The sequence below is a fragment of the Gallibacterium salpingitidis genome (genome assembly GCF_030517105.1).
Classification (GTDB): Bacteria; Pseudomonadota; Gammaproteobacteria; order Enterobacterales; family Pasteurellaceae; genus Gallibacterium; species Gallibacterium salpingitidis.
Genome location: NZ_CP103875.1, coordinates 588,283 through 611,152, shown reverse-complemented (window position 1 = coordinate 611,152; position 22,870 = coordinate 588,283). Strand labels below are relative to the sequence as shown.

Below are 22,870 nucleotides of genomic sequence, written 5' to 3'. Positions count from 1 at the left end.
GCCTAATATCCATGTATAAATAAGCTTTTTCATCATGAGGATTCTCTTCCTATGCCTAATTATCTTAATTTAAAGTCAATCACTGGATTTTGATATTTTCTATACACTGCATCAGATGGTGGCTCTGGCACTTTCTTAGTCAGTGCAACCGCTCTTAACGCAGAAGTACAAATATCATCTGGACCAGAAACTTTATGATAGCTCAAGATTGTTCCATCTCTCGCTAATTCAATTTGTACAGTACAAACTTTATTAGCAAAACTTGCATCTTTCAACCAACGACGTTGAATTTCTCGCTTAATAATCGCGGTATATTGATCACCAACGACATCGCCTTCGCCAGCACCATTACCACCGCTAGAGCCTTCGGACCCCTTACGGCTTTGGTTGCTGCCTTTACTGCTACTTCCGCCACCAATATCGCCATTATTTAAGAAGTCATCCAATGCATTTTGTTGCGCTTGGCGTTGTGCTTTAGCTTCAGCATCAGCTTTGGCTTTAGCGGCTGCTTTTGCCTCTGCTGCCGCTTTCGCCTTAGCTTCGGCTGCTGCTTTCGCTTTTGCTTCTGCATCAGCTTTTGCCTTAGCTTCAGCTGCGGCTTTTTCAGCTTTTTCTTTAGCTTCTTTCTCAGCTTTCGCTTTTGCTTCTGCTGCCGCTTTTTCAGCCTTTTCTTTTGCTTCTTTTTCTGCCTTCGCCTTCGCTTCCGCAGCTGCTTTTTCCGCCTGTTCTTTTGCCTCTTGTTCAGCTTTCGCTTTTGCTGCTGCCGCTGCTTTTTCTGCCTTTTCTTTCGCTTCCTTTTCAGCCTTAGCTTTCGCTATTGCAGCTGCTTTTTCGGCTTGTTCTTTTGCTTCTTGCTCTGCTTTCGCTTTTGCTTCTGCTGCAGCCTTTTCTGCCTGCTCTTTTGCAGCTTTCTCTGCTTGTTCCTTCGCGGCTTTTTCTGCTTTTTCTTTAGCTTCTTGCGCCGCCTTTTCTTTCGCCGCTTGTTCCGCTTTCTCTTTAGCTTCTTGTGCTGCTTTTTGTGCTTCTTGGCGCTCTTTCTCTGCTAGCTCTTTACTTTGTTGCTCTCTATCTTTATCTGCAATTTCTTGTTTAGAAGGTGGATTACCCTTTTTCTCTTGTTGTAATCTACCCCATTCTTGAGCAGCAGCACCAGTATCAACCATTATCGCACCTAAAACCTCGCCATTTCCTTCACCGCCACCCATTGGACGTACTTCTTCCAACCTTGATCCAATGAACAGTAATGCAAAAAGCAAGACGTGCAAGACAATTGAAATCAAAACTGCTTTTTTGAATTTCTGTTGCTGATTATATTGCACAATTTTATCCTAATTCTCTTATAGTGGATCTGTCATTAAACCCACACTTTTTATTCCTGCAGTATGCAGTAAATTTAACCCTTTAATGATTTCTTCATATGGCGCATCTTTTGCTCCACCCACTAAAAATAGTGTAGTGTTATCTTTCTCAAAAGCTTCTTTTGCCATTTGAACAACCATTTCTTCTGTCAATTTTTCATTGCGCACACCATCAATCGAAAGTGTATATTCATTCGTTCCATCAACTTCTAAAATGACAGGAGTCTTATCTTCATTTGAAACCGTTTGGCTATCGGTAGAATCTGGTAAATCTACTTGTACACTCTGACTGATAATCGGTGCAGTAGCCATAAAAATTAATAACAAAACCAACAATACATCAAGAAATGGCACAATATTAATTTCAGATTTAATTGATCGGCTCTGACGACGATTGTATTGCATAATGTCCTCTACTTACGACTTCATTAATTAATTATGAAAGTTATTTTGACCAAATACTTTACGGTGCAAAATTGTCGTAAATTCATCAATAAAGTTCGCATAATTTTGTTCAAGTTTATTTACTCTCAAACTTAAACGGTTATATGCCATTACCGCAGGAATTGCAGCAAAAAGTCCGATCGCTGTTGCAATCAATGCTTCTGCAATACCTGGAGCAACCATTTGTAAAGTTGCTTGTTTTACATTACTTAATGCCATAAATGCGTGCATAATTCCCCATACAGTACCAAACAACCCAATATAAGGACTTACTGAAGCCACAGTAGCAAGGAATGGTACAGTATTTTCAACATCTTCAATCTCACGATTCATCGCTAAGTGCATCGCTCTTGAGCTACCTTGAATAATAGATTCAGACGCATTCGGATTAGCTTGTTTTAAGCGTGAAAACTCTTTGAAACCAACAAAGAAAATTTGTTCGCTACCAGATAAACCATCACGACGATTTGATAAACCTTCATAAAGTTTAGTGAGATCTTCACCTGACCAGAAACGTTCTTCAAAACTCATCGATTGTTTTAGCGCCTTAGATAAAATTTTACTACGTTGGATAATAATCGCCCAAGAAATGATCGAAAAGGTGATCAAAATTGAGATCACTATTTGTACAACGATACTTGCCTTAATAAATAAATCGAAAAAATTCAATTCAGACATTTAATACTCCATAATTGTCTATTACGGTCTTTCATATTTAAGTAGTGTTTTGATTTCTTGAGGAATAGCGGTGGGTTTCATGAGAGTTATTTTTACGCAAGCTATGCTAACCTTTGCCGAACAATAAAGTTGGTCACCTTTAGTCAACTTTTGTGTAAAAATCAAACTGGCGTTTTTAACTTCAACTAAAGTCGTTTCGACGGTTAATAAATCGTCTAAGCGAGCTGGGTAGCGGAAATCAATTTCCATCTGTTTAACAACAAAAGCAATATCTTGCTGTTGAATAAGTTCATTTTGAGAGGCACCTTTTTCTCTCAAGAATTCTGTTCTAGCTCGTTCAAAAAAATGAAGATAGCGTGCATGATAAACAACGCCTCCCGCATCTGTATCTTCATAATAGACGCGTACTGGGAAAATAGAGCGATTATTCATTGCTATGCTATCTGTTTTCTCTATAACCAAAAAGTTTCGCTATTCTAATGAACGTCAAAATTAACTGCAATAGGCTATCAAAAAATTTTTTATTTTTTAAACTAAAAAAAGTAGATAACCCCTAACCCAATTATTGCAATCACATAAGCAATAAGAGGCAAGAACAGTAATCTCCAAATCGTTCTATAGATCTCTAAACCAAAACCATGAATCCATAATGTTACCACACTCCAAAAGATAATTAAGGTATAAATTGGTGAGATTCCACCCAAATTTAATGCAAATCTTTCCGTATGAGTAAAAATAGATGCCGTCAGTACAACTGCTAATATGAAAGAAAGGGCTCTTAGCGAGCCCTTATTAGTTAATTGATAAAGTGATTGAATCATATGCTCAGATTACTCATCAAATTTTCCAGTTTTTTCAATACTGATATTAATAATTGCTGTTAGACAAATTGCAAACAATACGCCCAAAATCCAAGTTACATAAAACATATTTCTCTCCTTAGTATAATGAGTGTTTGTTATTTTCGATGAAGCTTTCATCGATACGTCCAAACATCTTAATATATGACCAAATAGTGTAGCTTAATAAGATGACTACAAACACAAGTGCAAAACCTAACATTAAGGTTAAGGTTAATTTACTTGAGCTTGAATCCCAAACTAAAAGACTCATTTCTGGATGTGTAATTGATGGCATTAAGAATGGGAACATTGAAATACCACAAGTTAAGATAATGCCTGCCATTGTCAATGAAGAGAAGAAGAAGGCAAATCCAGAACGATCCGCTTTAGAAAATACAATATTTAATAAAGCAGAAACTACTGCAAGTACTGGGAAAATCCAAAGTACTGGCATTTCTTTATAGTTATTGAACCAAGCACCAGTTTGTACTGCTACTTCTTTGCCAAGTGGTGAAGTCGGGCCATTATGATCAATAGCACTTGTTACAACATAACCATCTTTGAATAGTAACCATACACCAGCCAAGATGAAAGTAACTAAAGTTACAATTGCACCCACTTGTGAAATTACTCTCGCACGATTACGTAAATCAGCGGTAGTTTTCATTTGTAACCACGCAGCACCTTGTGTAGTAAGCATTGCTAAGCTAATCACACCACAAAGAAGTGCGAATGGATTTAACAATTCAAAGAATGTACCTGTATATTTCACTTGGACAATAGAAGTAAATTCAAATGGTACACCTTGTAATAAGTTACCAAAAGCAACTCCGAATACAAGTGAAGGAACAAATCCACCTACAAATAATCCCCAATCCCAAGCTGCACGCCAAGTTGGATTATTAATTTTCGCACGGTATTCTAATCCGACTGGACGGAAGAATAACGCTGCTAAAACTAAAATCATCGCAATGTAAAAGCCTGAGAATGATGTCGCATAAATAAGTGGGAATGCAGCAAACATTGCACCACCAGCGGTTAATAACCAAACTTGGTTACCATCCCAGTGTGGGGCAATTGAGTTAATCATAATGCGTTTTTCAACTTCTCTTTTACCTGCAAAAGGAAGAAGTGTTAATACGCCCATATCAAATCCATCAGTAACTGCAAATCCAATAAGCAACACACCTAAGAGGATCCACCATACAAATCGTAGAAATTCATAATCAATCATGATTTAGGCTCCTGCTTATTTAGTTGATTGTTCAAAATAGTAGCGACCTGTTTTTAATGCACTTGGGCCAAGTCTGCTGTATTTAAACATGAGATACATTTCTGCAATCAAGAAGATTGTGTAAAGGAGACAGATTAAACCAATAGAGAACCAAAGATCTCCTGTGGTTAATGTTAATTCTGATGTTCCTAATCCTACTGGTAATACTTCATAAATTGCCCATGGTTGTCTTCCGTATTCAGCTAAGAACCAACCTGCTTCAATACCAACCCATGGAAGTGGAAGACCATAAAGTAACGCTTTAAGCAACAATTTATTTGATCCCACTGATTTTCTAACATTAGCAATAAATGCACAAATGAGTAGAATAAGCAATAAACCGCCCGCAAGCATCATTATACGGAATGACCAGAATGTAGGACCTACATCAGGAATAGTATCTGCTGCTGCTTGTTTTACTTGTGCATCAGTTGCGTCAACTACGTTGTCAGTATAACGTTTAAGTAATAAACCATAGCCAAGATCTTTTTCTACTGCTTTAAATTGTGCAATAGTGTCTGCATCTTTTTGACCTGAACGAAGTTTTTCCAATAAACCATATGCAGTCATACCATTACGAACACGCTCTTCATTTTGTACTCGTAACTCATTCAACCCTGTAATTTCTTTATCTAAAGAACGAGTTGCAATAATACCTGCTGCATAAGGAATTTGTAATGCAAATTCATTACGACCTTCTGCTGAGTTTGAAATCACCGCAACATTCCATGCTGCTGGAGCTGGTTCAGTATTCCATTCCCCTTCCATTGCAGCTAGTTTTGTTGGTTGTTCTTGTCCAATGATGTAACCAGATTCATCACCAAGTAATAATACGGTGAAGACAGCAATAAAGCCAAATGTTGCACCCACAGAGAAAGAACGTTTTGCAAATCCTAAATCACGTCCTTTAAGGATATAGTATGAACTTACTGCTAATACAAACATTGCACCTGCAACATAACCAGCAGAGAGTGTGTGCACAAATTTAGTTTGAGCAATTGGATTTAACCAGAGATCTAAGAAGCTGGTCATTTCCATACGCATAGTTTCAAAATTGAACTCTGCGCCGTGTGGTGCTTGCATCCAGCCGTTAGCAACAAGGATCCACATAGCGGAAAGATTTGAACCAAACGCCACACAATAAGTTGCTAATAAGTGTTTTGCTTTAGTTAATCTATCCCAACCAAAGAAGAATAAACCAACGAATGTAGATTCTAAGAAGAAAGCAAGTAATGCTTCGATAGCTAATGGTGCACCGAAGATATCACCTACATAGTGTGAATAATAAGACCAGTTAGTACCAAATTGGAATTCCATTGTAATCCCAGTTGTTACCCCTAGGGCAAAGTTAATACCAAATAACTTACCCCAGAACTTAGTCATATCTTTATATACCTCTTTACCAGTCGTTACATAAATGGTTTCCATTATTACTAAAATAAATGAAAGACCTAATGTAAGTGGTACGAATATAAAGTGGTATAGTGCAGTTAATGCAAACTGCAATCTCGAGAGTTCAACGACGTCTAGCATCTCATAACCTCTTGTACCTAAATACAACTTTCCAAATTTAGATTACAAATTTTGTAATCACCCCACATAGCTATCAATTAATTACCAAAATTAATGAATGAGCTTTTTCCATATCAAACTCAGACAAAGATATGATTTATTTCTTCACAAGAAATAAAGGATAACTCTAACCGTTTAATACATCTTTTATTCTACTCCTAAATATGGGGTATAGGAAACCTTAAAAGTTTTAAATTGATCACAAAATAGCTATTAAAATCAAAAAAATAAATTTAAAGATATATATTATTTTTGATATACATCAATTTTTATATTTTATTAACATTTTATTAAAAAATATTATGCAAATTATTTCTTTAATCAGCGTCATTTTTTCATACAAAAATCATTCAATCAGCTAGACAAAAAAACATTTTTTTGCTATTTTTCTAGCACATTTTTTCGACAATCATTCATTCATCTATTTAGGATCTTTATGCTTAAACTTTCTTTTTTCGCTGCCACACTATCTTTAGTGCTTTCATCTAGCGTTTTAGCAGCAACTCCAAATAATTTACCAACCCAATGCCAGCAACTTTTCCAACAAACTGATGACCTAATTGCAGAAGCAGAAAAACAACCAGGTACCCATCCTCAACTTGCTAACATAAAAAATAAACTTTCAGAAAGTAAACAAAAGATTTTACAGATGAGTGTTGAACATCAAATTAAAAGTTGTGATAAAGGATTAGTTGCTTTAAATAATTTGAAAGGTAAAGATGACTAATTAATCTCAGTTAATATAAGGTACAGATATTTATCATGTGTATATTGTATAAAATCTGTACCTTTAATTTTGTATTGAATATGTTTATCTCTAATTAAATACCCTTTTTCTTCTTAATTATACTTTTAAAATAAGTTAATAGTTTGAATCCTCTTACATATTTAGTGTATTAATTACTTTATATAAGTAACAAAAGACTGCCGACATACAAGAGATACTGTCACTTAATCCTATATACCTAAGATTTCACTAAATTTTTACCTATAATTTCAAATACAACAAATACTCAAATTAAAATGCACGCTCATTTTTCCTCTGTGCTAGTGCAGCTTCTAAAACTTGGCGATTAGTTACTGTACTATCAATTTTAATATAAGCACATTGCTCTTCTGCAATAATGATCGCTTCATGAACGCCAGCTTGTTGCAAGAAAAAGTCTTGCCAAGCGAGATTATAATTATATTCAGGAAGTTGAATACGAAGATTAGCCAAATACGGTGGTTCTTTCATAGTAAAAGCAAGTAAAAGCCATAAACAAGCTAATACAGTCGCCAATAAGAATAATACTGTTGAGCCCTCATTCCCTACAATCCAGCCGCCTAAACTGCCTCCAGCTGCCGCCCCAAAAAATTGGAAAGTTGAATAGACTCCCATTGCTGTCCCCTTACTCCCTGCTGGTGCTTCTTTACTAATAAGGGATGGCAGCAATGCTTCCATAAGATTAAAGGCAATAAAGAATAGTAATGTTCCTAGAATAAGGATCCATAGCTGATTATCTGCTTGCCACAAAGTCGTTTCAGCTGCAATCAGAATCACAATACAACATAAGAAAACAACCCGCATTTTTCGTTTGACTTCAGCAATAATAATGCCAGGCACTACACTTACAAAAGCAATCAACATAGTAACAAGATAGATCTGCCAATGGCGATGTGCAGGGAAACCAGCACGTTCAAAACAAAGAGGCAACGCAATAAAAGTCGCCATCAATAAACAGTGCATACAGAAAATGCCAAAATTGAGCTTAATTATCTGTGGTTGACGTAATACTTCTTTTAAACAGCCTTTAACCACAGCAGATTCACTATTACGTATATGATATTGGCTTTTTGGAATAATCGTTATAGTTAAGAAAATTCCGCTAGCCGCCAATATAGCGATAAACCAGAATAAGCCTTGTAATCCAATCTGATGAGTAATAATAGGACCTGTTACCATAGCAATAGCAAAAGTAATCCCAAAAGATACTCCAATAAAAGCCATCGCTTTAGTACGTGTTTGTTCACGTGTCAGATCAGATAACAATGCCATGACTGCCGCAGAAATAGCACCACTACCCTGCAATGCACGTCCCAAAATAACTCCCCAAATTGAGGTGGATAATGCAGCGACTACACTTCCTACTACAAAAATTGATAATCCTAAAATAATCAAGGTCTTACGTTCTATCTTATCAGACCATAAGCCAAATGGAATTTGAAAGATAGCTTGCATAAAACCATATATACCGATGGCAATACCAATCAAAGTTTCATTAGCACCTTGCAAATGCATACCATAGGTAGTGAGCACTGGCAGTACCATAAACATACCAAACATACGTAAGGAAAAAATTGTACCAAGTCCCCATGTAGCCTTACGCTCTTCTGCGGTCATGCGATTATCATTATTAATAACTGTTTTCTTCATGGATGTTTAATAAATTTGCAAATATAAAAAATCTGCCCAGAGGACAGATTTTGCATGATTATTTTAAGTAATTCTACCAAATATTAATTGGTCAAACTAACAACGGCGTGTGCTGGAACCATAAAGTCAATAGACATCATAATATTAAGGGTGAAAATAGTAATAATAGAAAAGACAAATAATTTTCTCGCCCAAACATAGTCATTATTCTCTGCCTTATAACCTGATAGCGCCATACATAACCACCATATACTAACGGTAGTTGCTACTACAAGGTATTTATAGCCAGCATAACCGCCTATTGACAACATCAGTGCTGCAAACATAAAGGCAATGATATATAGCAGAATGTGATGTTTAGCAACAGCAATGCCTTTTACCACTGGCAACACCGGGATATTGGCTGCTTGATAATCTTTAAAACGAAAGATAGCAATAGCATAAGAATGGGGCATTTGCCATAAGCTAAAAATCGCTAATAGGATCAATGCTCCCGTATCAAATTCATTACTGACAGCACAATAACCAATCACTGGTGGCGCTGCGCCAGATAAACTACCTATGAGAGTACCATAAACGGAATGGCGCTTCATATAGAGGCTATAGACAAATACATATACCATAAACCCCATCACAGCTAACCACATCGCTAAAGCATTAGCACCAAAATAAAGGATAGCAAATCCTAAAATACCTAATGCAATGGCTAACGCAAAAGTAACCTGTACCGATACTAGACCTTTAACTAATACACGATTTTTTGTGCGTTCCATTTTGCGGTCAATATCTCGGTCTATCAAATTATTAAATGCACAGCCCGATGCCACCACTAGTGATACGCCAACAAGCGTATAAGAAAACAGCATATGATCCATATGCCCTTTAGCCGCTAATAGGAAACCGCCGACAACCGAAATAAGGTTGCCGACAATAATTCCTGGTTTGGTTACTTGTAGGTAAGATTTAATCATGGCAAATCCTATCAGCCTGCCATCATGTTAGCATTCAAACTCCACATAATCCAAATGGATAATCCCACCAATAATAGAATCACAATGGCAGTGAAGATGAATGATATGAGATTCCAACGTTCATCATGTGAAGTTCCCATATGTAAGAAACATACAAGTTGAACAATTAGCTGTATTACGGCAGTAACAGCAATAATAACCAATAACGTGGTTTTAGATGCACTACCATTCATCACCATAAGGAATGGAATTAATGTCAAAACGACAGATAAAACAAAACCAATCAGGTAGCTCTTAACACTACCGTGTTCAGTAGTTGCATAATCGTGATTACCATGACTCATACCAAGACCCCCATCAAGTAAACAATGGAAAAGACACAAATCCAAACAATGTCAAGGAAGTGCCAGAATAGACTTAAACACATTAAGCGAGTACGGTTCACAGAAGACAATCCACGTGTAACCACTTGTACCATCATTACTACCATCCAAATCAAACCAGCAGTAACGTGTAATCCGTGCGTACCAACTAAGGTAAAGAAACCTGAAAGGAAACCACTACGATCAGGTCCTATACCATGCGCGATAAGATGATGAAACTCATTTATTTCCATACCAACGAAACTCGCACCGAATAAAAAGGTCACGCCTAACCACACTAAAACTTGTTTCGCATTATTGCGATTCATTGCCAAAACAGCAAAACCATAAGTAATAGAGCTAAATAGCAAAAGGAAAGTTTCCACTAATACATAAGGTAACTCAAAAATTTCTTTACCTGTCGGTGCTCCCGCCGTACCTGGTAGTAATACGATATAGGTAGCGAATAGACAAGAAAATAGAATCAAGTCACTCATTAAGTAAATCCAAAACCCGAAAACTTTAATCGGCCCAGTATCGTGGTGCCCATGATGGGCACTCTCATGTATTACAGTATTTGTTGACATTATTGCAGCCCTGCTTGAGATAATTCTTTAAAATGTTTGTTTTCAATCGTTTCAATCTGATCAACTGGAACATAGTAATCCACATCCTGATCGAAACTTTTAGCAATCCATGTGACAATCATACCTACAAAACTTACAATCGCCAGCCACCAGATATGCCATATCATTGCAAAACCGAATACCATAGTGAATACCGCTATGATTAGGCCTGCTGCAGTATTTTTTGGCATATGAATAGGTTCATAAGCTGTTGGCTTAGCATAAGCCACACCTTTTTCTTTGTTATCCCAGAAAGCATCACGATCTTCGACACGTGGAGTAACTGCGAAATTATAGAACGGAGGTGGTGAAGAAGTCGCCCATTCAAGCGTACGACCGCCCCAAGGGTCACCAGTTGTATCTCTGTTTTTATTTCTATCGCGGATAGATACAGCAATTTGAATAAATTGACAAGCAATACCACAAGCAATAATTACTGCACCAAATGCCGCTACACCGAGTAATAAGTGATACTCTGGATCGATTTGTTGGCTCAAACGACGAGTCATACCCATAAAACCTAACGCATATAATGGTAAGAACGCGATAATGAAACCAATTTGCCAGCACCAGAATGAACGTTTACCCCATTTTTCATCTAAGGTGAAACCGAATGCTTTAGGGAACCAGTAGTTCAAACCAGCAAATAGACCAAATACCACACCACCAATAATAGTGTTATGGAAGTGAGCAATTAAGAATACACTACCATGTAATACGAAGTCAGCAGCTGGTACCGCTAATAACACCCCTGTCATTCCACCGATCGCAAAGGTAACGATAAACCCAATGGTCCATAACATAGGTACAGTAAGTTTGATACGTCCTTGGTACATAGTGAACAACCAGTTGAAAATTTTCACCCCTGTTGGAATGGAAATAATCATGGTCGCTATACCGAAGAAAGCGTTAACATTCGCTCCTGATCCCATTGTGAAGAAGTGGTGCAACCAAACGATGAAAGACAAAATAGTAATACATACGGTTGCCCACACCATAGAGGTGTAACCAAACATTTTCTTACGAGAGAAAGTTGCGGTAACTTCTGCATATACCCCAAACATAGGTAAGACAAGAATATATACTTCAGGATGTCCCCATGCCCAAATTAGGTTGATATACATCATCATGTTACCACCCAAATCATTGGTAAAGAAATGGGTACCCAAATAACGATCTAATGTAAGTAAAGCAATACTTGCAGTTAAAATTGGGAATGAAGTTAAAATCAATACATTAGAACAGAAAGATGCCCAACAGAAAATTGGCATTTTCATCAAGCTCATGCCCGGCGCACGCATTTTAAGAATAGTAGCGATAAAGTTAATCGCACTCAAGGTCGTCCCTATCCCCGATATCTGCAACGTCCATATCCAATAATCTACCCCGACATCAGGACTGTATTGCAGCTCTGATAATGGCGGATAAGCTAACCAACCGGTTTTAGCAAATTCACCAATTCCTAAAGATAGGTTAATCAATACCACACTAACAGCAGTAAACCAAAAACCTAAATTATTCAAGAATGGATAAGCAACATCACGAGCACCAATTTGTAGTGGAATAACAAGGTTCATCAAACCAATTACAAATGGCATAGCAACAAAGAAAATCATAATCACACCATGAGCCGTAAAAATTTGGTCATAGTGTTCTGGAGGTAAGAAGCCTTCATGACCTCCTGATGCTAAGAATTGTTGACTACGCATCATAATCGCATCAGCAAAGCCACGTATTAACATAACGATAGCTAAAAAGATATACATTATACCAATACGCTTGTGGTCAACTGTGGTAATCCAGTCACGCCATAACGGTCCCCACAATTTAAAATAAGTTAAAGCGATAAGGACAGCAATACCGCCCAAAATAATACCGCTAACCGTTACCATCACAATAGGTTCATGAAACGGTATCGCGTCTAATGATAATTTTCCTAACATAGTTATATCCTTCGACTATTCAGTAGTTGCTACTGATGACTCATTGTGCGAAATATGTGCGCCATGCATATCATGTGTATCATGCTCATGCATATTATGTGTATCTGGCTTATGCATATGAGGGCTACCAAATTTTGCCATAATTTCATAAAACAGATTCGGAACAACACTAGAGAAATACTTCGGTTTATCATATTTGCTTGGTGTAGCTACTTGATTATATGCATCCATAGTGTCTAAAGAATCAGATGATTGTTTCACTTTAGCAACCCAATCTTCGAAAGAAGATTCATCCGGGGTAGCAATAGCATTGAATTTCATACCTGAAAAACCAGATCCACTATAGCTAGCGGAAATACCTTTATAGGTACCTGGTTCATTAGCAATTAAGTGTAGTTTAGTTTGCATACCAGCCATGGCATAAACTTGGCTACCTAATTGAGGAATGAAGAAGGAGTTCATCACTGTATCTGAAGTGATTTTAAATTCGACAGGAGTGTTTTGTGGAAAAGCGATTTCATTAACCGTAGCAATACCTTGTTCAGGATAAATAAATAACCACTTCCAATCTAGAGAAACTACCTGAATAGTTATTGGTTTTTTCTCATGTTCTAATGGACGATAAGGGTCAAGCGAATGGGTGGTTTTCCACGTGATAGTTCCTAGAATAAGAATGATAATGACAGGGATACCCCAAACAACCATCTCAATCTTATTAGAGTGTGCCCAGTTTGGAGTGTATTTAGCATTTATATTACCTTCTCGATATTTCCGAGAAAATACAATTGCCATCACAATTACTGGAATCACAACAAGCAACATTAGACCAGTTGCAACAAGGATAAGATCACGCTCCGCCATGCCGATTTGACCTTTAGGATTGAGCAATACTGCATTCTCACAGCCACTAAGTAAAAAAGTGGCGCAGACAAGCATAAAGCTCCATTTGGCATGTTTACTACTCAGTTTCATAAATAATAACCTCAATACAGAAACAAACTAAAGTTTTAGAGAATGAAGCACAAGATGTTTAATATGCCGGCGGACAAAATAACAGCAGTTTTGTGCGTGCAATCATGACTCTGCTTCTTAGGATTATATAAAATTAAAACGGGACGCCATATTAACATTTTTCTCATATTTCTGTCACTTTTTTTGTACAATTTAAGTAGTTTTTTTAAAGTATTATGAATGAGATTAAAATAAACTGAATAAACAAATAAAAATCGACATAAATCGATAGGTTACATTACTAGATAACTAAAAATAAGTATTGGTTAATTGCATCCGCTAAACATAATAATTATGAAGTTTACTATTAACATTACCTTGTAATTTGTTACGGATAGATTAAGAGAATTGTTAATAACAAAGGTAAAAAAATAGCCCTAAAACAAATTTGCTTTAGGGCTACCAAAAAATATTGTGAAAATTAGCGACGTAAACCTAAACGATTGATTAAGTTAGAATAGCTTTCTAAGTTAGTACGTTTTAAGTAGTCTAATAATTTACGACGACGTGAAACCATACCTAATAAACCACGACGACCATGGTGGTCTTTTTTGTGAACTGAAAAGTGTTCTTGTAAGTGGTTAATTTGCGCAGTTAATAATGCAATTTGAACTTCTGATGAACCAGTATCTTTTGCATCACGACCGAATTCAGCAACAATTTTTGCTTTTGCTTCTGTACTTAGAGACATAATAAACTCCTAAAAAGTTAAGTTGTTACACATACATCGTTGGCCGATCTCTAATCCAGCCACGACAAGAGTGCGCATTTTACCTTTTCTCCAATCGAATGGCAAAAAGATTTTTGCTTACTCCTGAATTAAATCAAATTGCTGTGGTTGCGTATCTTGCTGGGTTTCATTTGCCGCAGCGATAACTTCAATCTCCGCATTAAATTGTACCCCTCTTGGTAACGCCGAACCTCTGCGGCCACGTTCACCACGATAATTAGCCAAATCCGCTGAACTCACCGTCGCTTTACGTTTACCAGAACGGAACATTAAGCCGCTACCTTCAGCAATTAATAAGACTCTCGCTAATAATTCTTCACGTGCTTTTACTTTTGCAGCAGGAATATTAATAATCTTATTACCTTTACCTTTTGCCAATTCAGGTAACTCGCTCAGCGGGAATACCAACATACGGTTTGCCGTCGTAATTGCCACTAACAACGCTGATTTATCTTCCACAACAACCGGCGGTAGAACTTTCGCATTTTCTGGCAAGCTGATAATTGCTTTACCAGCTTTATTACGAGAAACCAGATCTTCCGTCTGACAAACAAAGCCATATCCAGCATCTGACGCCATTAATAGTGGTAATTCAGGTTTATTCATCAACACTTGTTCAACCGTAGCTCCAGCTGGCAAAGTCAATTTACCAGTAATTGGTTCGCCTTGTGATCGTGCTGATGGTAAAGAAAGCGTATCTAAACTATAACTACGCCCTGTACTATCCAAGAAAATTACGGGTTGATTAGAACGACCAAAAGCGTGAGCTAAATACTTATCCCCAGCTTTATAACTCAAGCTTGTTGGATCAATATCATGCCCTTTAGCACAACGTACCCACCCCATTTCAGATAAAATTACCGTTACCGGTTCTACTGGCGCTAATGCACTTTCTGAAATCGCTTTCGCCTCTTCACGTTCCACAATTTTAGAACGGCGTGGACTAGCAAATTTTTCCGCATCTTGCTCAATTTCTTGTTTGATCAATTGATTAAGATGTTGCTCTGATGACAATAGATCTTGCAATTGCGCACGCTCTTCCGCCAATTGTTGTTGCTCTGCTTTAAGCTCGGTTTCTTCTAATTTTGCTAAATGACGTAAACGCAAATTTAAAATCGCCTCAGCTTGCTCTTCAGATAAATTAAAGCGTGTCATTAATACAGGTTTTGGCTCATCTTCATGACGAATAATCGCAATCACTTCATCAATATTTAAAAAGGCAATCAATAACCCTTCCAAAATATGTAAGCGCGCCAAGACCTTATCTAAACGATACTGCAAGCGACGAGTAACTGTCTGACGACGGAAACTTAACCATTCCATAAGAATAGTATGCAAATTTTTCACTGCCGGCTTCCGATCCAAGCCAATCATATTCATATTGACTCGATAGCTTTTCTCAAGATCGGTTGTAGCAAATAAATGCGCCATTAATTCATCTTCATTAACACGATTAGAACGTGGCACAATAACAATACGGGTTGGATTTTCGTGATCTGATTCATCTTTAATATCATCCACCATTGGCAATTTTTTATTGCGCATTTGTGCGGCAATTTGTTCGATGATTTTTGCCCCTGATGCTTGATAAGGAATGGCAGTAATCACAATTTCACCATCTTCTTTTTTCCAGACAGCACGCATCTTTAATGAGCCTTTGCCTTGCGTATAAATTTTCTGTAAATCTTCTTTTGGTGAAATAATCTCCGCTTCAGTTGGAAAATCTGGCGCCTTAACAATCTTTAATAGATCAGTAATGGTCGCATCAGGTTTATCCAATAATAAAATTAACGCTTTCGCAATTTCATTAATATTATGTGGCGGAATATCTGTCGCCATTCCAACCGCAATCCCTGTTGTACCATTTAATAAAATATGTGGTAAACGAGCTGGTAAATATTGCGGTTCATCAATCGTACCGTCAAAATTCGGCTGATAATCTACGGTACCTTGCCCCAATTCAGAGAGGAGCAACTCTGAAATTTTGGATAAGCGCGATTCGGTATAACGCATCGCCGCAAAAGATTTCGGATCATCTGGTGCGCCCCAGTTTCCTTGTCCATCAACCAAAGGATAACGATAAGAAAAAGGTTGCGCCATCAATACCATTGCTTCATAGCAAGCGGTATCGCCATGCGGATGGAATTTACCTAATACATCGCCGACCGTTCTTGCTGATTTTTTATATTTTGCCGTAGCATTTAACCCTAACTCTGACATCGCATAAATAATGCGGCGCTGTACAGGTTTTAAACCGTCACCAATAAATGGTAAAGCGCGATCCATAATTACATACATTGAATAATTGAGGTAAGCATTTTCCGTAAAATGCCCGATAGGCATTTGCTCAACCCCTTCATAATTAATAGTTGTCATTATTTTCTCTCTACTCGTAAGGTTTAAACGCTAAGTTCGGCATGATCGCCTTTTTCTTGTAACCAATTTTTACGATCATCAGCACGTTTTTTCGCTAATAACATATCTAAAATTTCCAGCGTTTGATCTGGTTCTTCTTGTTCTGCTTGATTTGGTTGATACACCAATTGCACCAAACGACGTGTATTCGGATCCATTGTTGTTTCCCTTAATTGCAATGGATTCATTTCACCCAAGCCTTTAAAACGCTGTACATTGGCTTTACCACGCTTACTTTGCAAACGCTCTAAAATGGCCTCTTTTTCGCCCTCATCTAAGGCATAATAAACTTCTTTACCTAAATCAATACGATACAATGGCGGCATTGCTACATAAACATGCCCTTCTTCGACTAATTTAGGGAAATGGCGCAAGAATAAAGCACATAATAAAGTAGCAATATGTAAACCATCTGAATCCGCATCCGCTAAAATACAGACTTTGCCATAACGTAATTGAGAAAGGTCATCGGAATCGGGATCGATCCCTAATGCCACAGCTATATCGTGGATTTCTTGTGAACCTAACACCTGATCGCCTGCAACTTCCCAAGTATTAAGAATTTTTCCACGCAATGGCAAGATTGCTTGGTATTCACGATCACGAGCTTGTTTAGCCGATCCACCCGCAGAATCCCCCTCAACTAAAAAAAGTTCAGTTCTTGAAAGATCCTGTTGCGTACAATCCGCTAATTTCCCTGGTAATGCCGGTCCACTCACCAATTTTTTACGTACCACTTTTTTCGCACTACGCAACCGACGTTGAGCCGAAGCAATTGCCATTTCAGCAATCTGCTCTGCTTGTTGTACATTTTGATTAAGCCACAAACTAAAACTATCTTTGACTACACCAGTAACAAATACTGCACTCTGACGTGAAGATAAACGCTCTTTAGTTTGTCCTGCAAATTGAGGATCTTGCATCTTTAGTGAAAGGATATAGGCACAACGTTCCCAGAGATCATCTGCCGTTAGTTTCACTCCACGCGGTAATAAATTGCGGAACTCACAAAATTCCCGCATTGCGTCTAACAAACCTTGACGCAAACCATTAACATGAGTGCCACCTAATGGAGTTGGGATTAAGTTAACATAACTTTCCCCAACAATATTGCCTCCCTCTGGAAGCCAAAATAATGCCCAACTTACCGCTTCAGTAGCGCCTTTAAATTCGCCAATAAAAGGTTTTTCCGGAACAGTTTCAACGCCATCAACAGCTTCTAACAAATAGTCTGATAAACCATCTTGATAACACCAAACATCTTCCGTTTGATTGACTTTATCAATGAACTTAATCTCTAATCCTGGGCAAAGTACCGCTTTTGCTCTTAATAAATGACGTAAACGAGTAGCGGAAAATTTTGCCGAATCAAAATATTTTGCATTTGGTAAAAACTTAACCGTTGTTCCGGTTGTTCTTCGCCCACAGCTGCCAACAACGGTGAGTTCCTCAACCTTCTTACCATCAGCAAACGCAATATGATACACCTCGCCATTACGTTTTACCGTAACATCAACACGTGCTGACAGCGCATTAACCACAGAGATACCAACACCGTGTAATCCACCAGAAAATTGATAATTTTTATTGGAGAACTTACCACCGGCATGCAATTTAGTCAGAATCAATTCGACCCCAGAAATTTTCTCAACAGGATGAATATCAACCGGCATTCCTCGTCCATTATCAATCACCTCTAACGATTGATCTGGATATAAAATTACTTCGATTTTACTGGCATAACCTGCTAAAGCCTCATCGACACTATTGTCGATAACTTCCTGTCCGAGGTGGTTTGGTCTGGTAGTATCAGTGTACATTCCCGGACGTAATTGCACCGGTTCGAGATCTTTAAGAACCGTTATATCGTTAGCGTTATAAATCTCTTGACTCATTGTTTTTCAGCTACTGTTAATCACAAAGGGCTAGATTCTAGCATTTTTTGTCACTACACAAAACCACCCTTCTTAGCGTATCGTTGCCACCACTAACATCACTAAAAAATAAAAAGAAATTGCAAACTCTACCAATCCGGTCTGTTTTACCGATAACTTACGTTTTGGTAATAAAATCGCACGCAACAACGGTACGCCAAAAGCACAACTCAACAATATATTCGGTAATAGCAATGGTAATAAGGTACAAAGTAGATGAAATATAATTGAAGCATAATAATAGGTTGGATTTTTCCGCTCCCGCATTACACTTTTTACATACAAAGTAGTGCCAATAAAAAACAGGCTTGGATACAGCGCTATTTCAATTAAATGAATATCCCATTGTTGGGTAGGAAAATAGTAAGCCGCCATACCTGCAATTGCGAAAATTACAATTGCTGCAATATCATTAGCTAGCGCTCGTTCATTTTTCGTTTTCGTATAATAAATATTAATGAAAACAAACGGTAACATTGCTACTAAAAACCACAAAATACGTGGATTATAAATAATCGTTGGTATAGCAAATAACAAACTCACTACGCCATAGATTAATGTCCAACGCCAATATAACGAAAGATTTCGTCCTTTAAATAAAGCCAAAAAAGGATAGGTCATTAGATAGAGAGAAAACCAAGCTAGTAATAAGCAAATGTGTAAAGTAATTGGTGTTGATAACCACATTCCATATAAAAAGGGCAACAAGGCCATCACAATCGCACCATGCTGATTAGAAATTAATAGTTTCATTTTGTTACCTAACAGTTGATAATAGCTCGGGATTTTAACCTTAATTCAAATCATGATATATAACTTAAAGGAGTATTTATGAAACATATTGATGCAGGAGCACGTTTATCAGAAGCTGTCGTTTATGGTGGTATCGCTTATCTTGCAGGACAAGTACCAGAAGATACTTCGCTTGATGCGTACGGACAAACCAAACAAGTATTGCAATTTATTGATAATCTTTTGGAACAAAGCAACTCTGATAAATCACGTATTTTACGTGCTGAAATCTTTCTTGCCGATATGAGTGATTATGCGGAAATGAATCGTGCGTGGGACGAATGGGTAATTGCTGGCGCTGCGCCTGCTCGTTCTACTATTGAAGCTAAATTGGCTAATCCAGAATGGAAAGTGGAAATTGTGATCACTGCGGCATGTAAATAATCACCGCTTATGTCATAATAAGTTGTCTTTAACTTCCTCTAATTCATTGAAAATTATGTTATTTATTGAAAACTTTTCCATTTATATGCAGTTTTTTATTGGTCTGCTTGCGGTAACGAACCCGTTAGGGTCTTTGCCTATTTTTATGAGTATGACAAGTAACCAATATGAAGCGGAACGACAAAAAACAATGCTGGTGACTTCAACGGCCATTGGTATTGTTTTATTAACTAGCTTATTTATTGGGCAAGCATTACTAAATTTCTTTAGTATTTCGTTAAGCTCATTCCGCGTTGCTGGCGGTATTCTTGTTATTTCCATTGCAATGACAATGATTGGCGGTAAATTAGGGGAAGAAAAACAAAACAAAGAAGAACGAGCAACCGATTTCTCTGATAACGAAAGTATCGCAGTTGTCCCGTTAGCAATGCCATTAATCGCTGGCCCAGGGGCAATTAGTTCTACCATCGTTTGGGCCTCACGCTACAATAGTTGGGTAGATTGGCTCGGTTTTGCTATTGCTATTATTATCTTCTCTTTTTTATGTTATGCCATTTTTCGCTCTGGCCCAATGATTATGAAATATCTCGGCAAAACAGGCAGCAACGTAGTAACCCGTATTATGGGGCTAATTTTGATGGCGCTCGGTATTGAAATTTGTGTTGCTGGTATTTCTAACTTATTCCCAGGATTATTGCATTAATGAAGATTTACAACTTAAGCAAGTTATTCACCATAACTTGCTGTTTTCTTTTTTTGACTACAGCTTGTGATCAACAGCAACCGTCTAAAACCGTCGCTCAACAACCTACTGAACCAACACCTGCTTCAACCACTACTCTCATTCGAGCTGGTGAATTTACACAATTTCTATTAGATCCTCATCAAGTTAATGATTTGCAAAATACCGCGCTGCTATACGATTTATACGAAGGTTTAGTCAGTTACGATATTCATGGCAATATCATTCCCGCAGTTGCACAATCTTGGGAAAGTAAAGATCAAAAAGTGTGGTTATTCCATTTACGCCCTGAAGCCAAATGGTCAGATGGCAGCCCAGTTACTGCGAGCGATTTTGTACAAAGTTGGCAAAATTTATTAACCAGTAAAGCTACATTAGCGAAATATTTAGGCTTTATTGCACTGCAAAATGCAGAAAAAATTCTTAGTGATAAATTACCTGCTACTGCGTTAGGACTACAAGCGATTGATGAGCACACACTACAAATTCAATTAGATAAAGCTAATGCTCATTTACCACTAATGCTTGCACATATTGCATTAATGCCAACTAAAAAAGCACTCTACAATGGTGCTTATCAACTAATGGAAATTGATGAACAGAAGATCAAACTAACAGCAAACCCTTATTACTGGAATAAAGATCACGTTTCGTTTCAGAATGTCGAATATTGGCGTAATAATCTCTCTTCTACGCAAATTGATTGGCAACTAGCAACCAACCGCACCGGTACAGAAATACAATTAGTACCTAAATTATGTAGTTACTATTACGAACTGAATCCGCATCACCCTACATTGCAAAATGTTGCAGTACGACAAGCCTTAATCAGTTTAATTTCTAGCCAATCTGCAGTAGCAAATGTCGCCATTAATGGTAAAGCCTCCGCCAGCTTATTACCGAAATCAATGTTATTTGGTGCTTACCTGAACTTACCGCCGGCTGAGCAATTACTAAAGCAAGCTAATATTAATAATCAACACCCATTGCATCTCAATTTAAGTTACGATGATTCACCAACCAATCGACAAATTGCACAAAATCTTGCACGACAATTTGCCCAATCTGATCTTATTCGCGTAACCTCACAAGCGAAAACCAGCCAACAATGGGCAAATGAACATATACAACAACAATTTCAATTAATTCGTAGCGGTTGGTGTGCAGATTACAATGATCCTTCTGCATTCTTAAATATTTTTCACTCTAAAAGCCCTGATAATTTAATGCATTACCATAATCCACAAATTGATCAGTGGTTAGAACAGGCAATGGTTGAAACTGAAGCAGAAAAACGACAACAACTCTATCAACAAGTAGTAGATACATTAGCGCAAGATGCCATTATCTTGCCATTATTCCAATATTACCTGCCTGTTTATATTGCACCCAACTTAGCAGGTTATGATTTAAATAATCCAACGCAAATTTTTTATAGCAAAGATCTCTATCGTTTGGTGCAATAAACCGGCATAAAAAAAGTGTGGATTTTCATTCCACACTTTTCCTAAATTTATCATTAATTAAGTGGTGGTTTAACGTCTGGCGCTGATTCCGGTTTTTCTAACTCTGGGAAAGTTTTACCTTGACCATTTGCTACCACTTTTGCAATTTCCGCAGCTTGTTTATCTAAATGCAATTCTGTATAAGCTTCTTGCAACATTGGCAATGCATAATAAGCATAGCTTGTTTCAGGATATTGGCGTAATAAGATATCTTGAATACGATTCACTACCGCAACATAAGCGCCACGTTTTTGATAGAACTGCGCAATTTCATATTGATGTTTTGCTAAGCTCTCACGAATATATTGCATACGTTTTACTGCGTCTTTCGTATATTCACTATTCGGGAAATAACGCGCCAACGTTTCAAAATTGCCATACGCATTTTCTCTTGGTTTAGTTTCGCGCGATGAACGGTCAACACCAAAGAAATCTTGGAATAAATTGTCACCCAATGCCATATTGGTTAAGCCAGCAATATATAACACATAATCTAAATGCGGCCCTTGCGGATATTTTTGCAAATAACGATCAGCGGTTGATAACGCATTGACATAATCTTCACTACGATAATAAGCATAAATCAAATTTAAATCTGCTTGTTGCGCATATTCACCATATGGGAAACGATTATCTGTGGCTTCGAGATAACGAATTGCTTGACGATAATTTTCATCTTGTAAATATTCTTGCGCTTTTTGATATAACTCTTGTGCGGGAGCTTGTTCTACTTGCTCTTTAGAATTAGAACAAGCGGTTAATACCAACGCAGATAAGGCTGTTATCGCAATAGCTTTTATCTTATTCATACTCATTATAGATCCTTAATTTTTTTGGGTGAGTTGTTTGATGAATTCATCACACAATATATT

The 22,870-nt window shown here is 37.5% G+C and carries 23 protein-coding genes; 4 read left to right on the top strand and 19 right to left on the bottom strand.

All coding sequences use genetic code 11. The features are described from left to right. Positions 1-59: 59 nt before the first annotated feature. The 8 genes from tolA to NYR30_RS02880 form a co-directional block, all read right to left on the bottom strand. A complete protein-coding gene (gene tolA / locus NYR30_RS02915) occupies positions 60-1,319 on the bottom strand; it encodes a cell envelope integrity protein TolA (RefSeq protein WP_066111657.1) in 1,260 nt (419 codons plus the stop codon). 18 nt (positions 1,320-1,337) lie between these two features. After that, positions 1,338-1,763: a colicin uptake protein TolR gene (tolR, locus tag NYR30_RS02910; RefSeq protein ID WP_066105053.1), complete on the bottom strand. Its 426-nt coding sequence runs from the start codon at positions 1,761-1,763 to the stop codon at positions 1,338-1,340. Between the two features lie 27 nt (positions 1,764-1,790). After that, positions 1,791-2,480, bottom strand: a complete 690-nt coding sequence (gene tolQ / locus NYR30_RS02905) for a protein TolQ (RefSeq protein ID WP_066105049.1) — start codon at positions 2,478-2,480, stop codon at positions 1,791-1,793. A gap of 21 nt (positions 2,481-2,501) precedes the next feature. Next, on the bottom strand, positions 2,502-2,912 hold the full coding sequence (gene ybgC, locus NYR30_RS02900) for a tol-pal system-associated acyl-CoA thioesterase (RefSeq protein ID WP_066105046.1): 411 nt from the start codon (positions 2,910-2,912) through the stop codon (positions 2,502-2,504). Positions 2,913-3,013: 101 nt separating this feature from the next. Beyond that, a complete protein-coding gene (ybgE, locus tag NYR30_RS02895) occupies positions 3,014-3,301 on the bottom strand; it encodes a cyd operon protein YbgE (protein WP_302501834.1) in 288 nt (95 codons plus the stop codon). A 9-nt stretch (positions 3,302-3,310) separates the two neighbouring features. After that, the gene (locus NYR30_RS02890; RefSeq protein WP_082984996.1) at positions 3,311-3,409 is read right to left on the bottom strand and encodes a cytochrome bd oxidase small subunit, CydX/CbdX family; all 99 of its coding nucleotides are present in this window, start codon (positions 3,407-3,409) and stop codon (positions 3,311-3,313) included. A gap of 10 nt (positions 3,410-3,419) precedes the next feature. Further along, on the bottom strand, positions 3,420-4,556 hold the full coding sequence (gene cydB / locus NYR30_RS02885) for a cytochrome d ubiquinol oxidase subunit II (RefSeq protein WP_065239138.1): 1,137 nt from the start codon (positions 4,554-4,556) through the stop codon (positions 3,420-3,422). A 15-nt stretch (positions 4,557-4,571) separates the two neighbouring features. After that, positions 4,572-6,128 carry a cytochrome ubiquinol oxidase subunit I gene (locus tag NYR30_RS02880; protein WP_302501830.1) on the bottom strand — a complete coding sequence of 519 codons (1,557 nt, stop codon included), beginning with the start codon at positions 6,126-6,128 and terminating at the stop codon, positions 4,572-4,574. A 475-nt stretch (positions 6,129-6,603) separates the two neighbouring features. Between NYR30_RS02880 and NYR30_RS02875 the strand changes: the two genes are divergently transcribed. Continuing rightward, positions 6,604-6,894, top strand: a complete 291-nt coding sequence (locus NYR30_RS02875; RefSeq protein ID WP_065234523.1) for a DUF5339 domain-containing protein — start codon at positions 6,604-6,606, stop codon at positions 6,892-6,894. A gap of 291 nt (positions 6,895-7,185) precedes the next feature. On the opposite strand, the gene NYR30_RS02870 is transcribed toward NYR30_RS02875, so the two are convergent. The 10 genes from NYR30_RS02870 to NYR30_RS02825 all read right to left on the bottom strand — a co-directional run bounded on the left by NYR30_RS02870 (position 7,186) and on the right by NYR30_RS02825 (position 19,328). Beyond that, positions 7,186-8,583 (bottom strand): MFS transporter, encoded by a 1,398-nt coding sequence (locus tag NYR30_RS02870; RefSeq protein WP_302501828.1) that lies wholly within the window; start codon positions 8,581-8,583, stop codon positions 7,186-7,188. Positions 8,584-8,666: 83 nt separating this feature from the next. After that, entirely contained in the window at positions 8,667-9,554 is an 888-nt protein-coding gene (cyoE, locus tag NYR30_RS02865; protein ID WP_066111650.1) for a heme o synthase, read from the bottom strand. Between the two features lie 11 nt (positions 9,555-9,565). Beyond that, complete coding sequence (gene cyoD / locus NYR30_RS02860; RefSeq protein ID WP_066105027.1) at positions 9,566-9,898, bottom strand: cytochrome o ubiquinol oxidase subunit IV; 333 nt, start codon at positions 9,896-9,898, stop codon at positions 9,566-9,568. Next, positions 9,895-10,503 carry a cytochrome o ubiquinol oxidase subunit III gene (locus NYR30_RS02855; protein WP_066111647.1) on the bottom strand — a complete coding sequence of 203 codons (609 nt, stop codon included), beginning with the start codon at positions 10,501-10,503 and terminating at the stop codon, positions 9,895-9,897. Before NYR30_RS02855 ends, cyoD begins: the two co-directional genes overlap by 4 nt. Further along, positions 10,503-12,485 (bottom strand): cytochrome o ubiquinol oxidase subunit I, encoded by a 1,983-nt coding sequence (gene cyoB, locus NYR30_RS02850; RefSeq protein WP_066111645.1) that lies wholly within the window; start codon positions 12,483-12,485, stop codon positions 10,503-10,505. Before cyoB ends, NYR30_RS02855 begins: the two co-directional genes overlap by 1 nt. Before the next feature lie 15 nt (positions 12,486-12,500). Then, a complete protein-coding gene (cyoA, locus tag NYR30_RS02845) occupies positions 12,501-13,457 on the bottom strand; it encodes a ubiquinol oxidase subunit II (RefSeq protein ID WP_066111643.1) in 957 nt (318 codons plus the stop codon). A gap of 460 nt (positions 13,458-13,917) precedes the next feature. Beyond that, positions 13,918-14,187, bottom strand: a complete 270-nt coding sequence (gene rpsO / locus NYR30_RS02840) for a 30S ribosomal protein S15 (protein ID WP_066105015.1) — start codon at positions 14,185-14,187, stop codon at positions 13,918-13,920. Positions 14,188-14,304: 117 nt separating this feature from the next. Further along, positions 14,305-16,602 (bottom strand): DNA topoisomerase IV subunit A, encoded by a 2,298-nt coding sequence (gene parC / locus NYR30_RS02835; RefSeq protein WP_302501824.1) that lies wholly within the window; start codon positions 16,600-16,602, stop codon positions 14,305-14,307. A 23-nt stretch (positions 16,603-16,625) separates the two neighbouring features. Beyond that, complete coding sequence (parE, locus tag NYR30_RS02830) at positions 16,626-18,536, bottom strand: DNA topoisomerase IV subunit B (RefSeq protein WP_066421642.1); 1,911 nt, start codon at positions 18,534-18,536, stop codon at positions 16,626-16,628. Positions 18,537-18,608: 72 nt separating this feature from the next. Continuing rightward, on the bottom strand, positions 18,609-19,328 hold the full coding sequence (locus tag NYR30_RS02825; protein WP_066105010.1) for a YwiC-like family protein: 720 nt from the start codon (positions 19,326-19,328) through the stop codon (positions 18,609-18,611). Positions 19,329-19,406: 78 nt separating this feature from the next. On the opposite strand from NYR30_RS02825, the gene NYR30_RS02820 reads away from it, so the two are divergent. The 3 genes from NYR30_RS02820 to NYR30_RS02810 are packed head-to-tail and all read left to right on the top strand — an operon-like array spanning position 19,407 to position 21,959. After that, complete coding sequence (locus tag NYR30_RS02820) at positions 19,407-19,751, top strand: RidA family protein (RefSeq protein ID WP_066421639.1); 345 nt, start codon at positions 19,407-19,409, stop codon at positions 19,749-19,751. 55 nt (positions 19,752-19,806) lie between these two features. Further along, the gene (locus NYR30_RS02815) at positions 19,807-20,454 is read left to right on the top strand and encodes a YchE family NAAT transporter (protein ID WP_066105005.1); all 648 of its coding nucleotides are present in this window, start codon (positions 19,807-19,809) and stop codon (positions 20,452-20,454) included. After that, positions 20,454-21,959, top strand: coding sequence for a peptide ABC transporter substrate-binding protein (locus tag NYR30_RS02810; protein ID WP_066421637.1), 1,506 nt, complete (start codon positions 20,454-20,456; stop codon positions 21,957-21,959). Before NYR30_RS02815 ends, NYR30_RS02810 begins: the two co-directional genes overlap by 1 nt. A gap of 53 nt (positions 21,960-22,012) precedes the next feature. Here the strand turns inward: NYR30_RS02810 and bamD are convergent, their stop codons facing one another. Next, positions 22,013-22,807, bottom strand: a complete 795-nt coding sequence (gene bamD / locus NYR30_RS02805; protein ID WP_066105115.1) for an outer membrane protein assembly factor BamD — start codon at positions 22,805-22,807, stop codon at positions 22,013-22,015. Between the last annotated feature and the right edge of the window lie 63 nt (positions 22,808-22,870).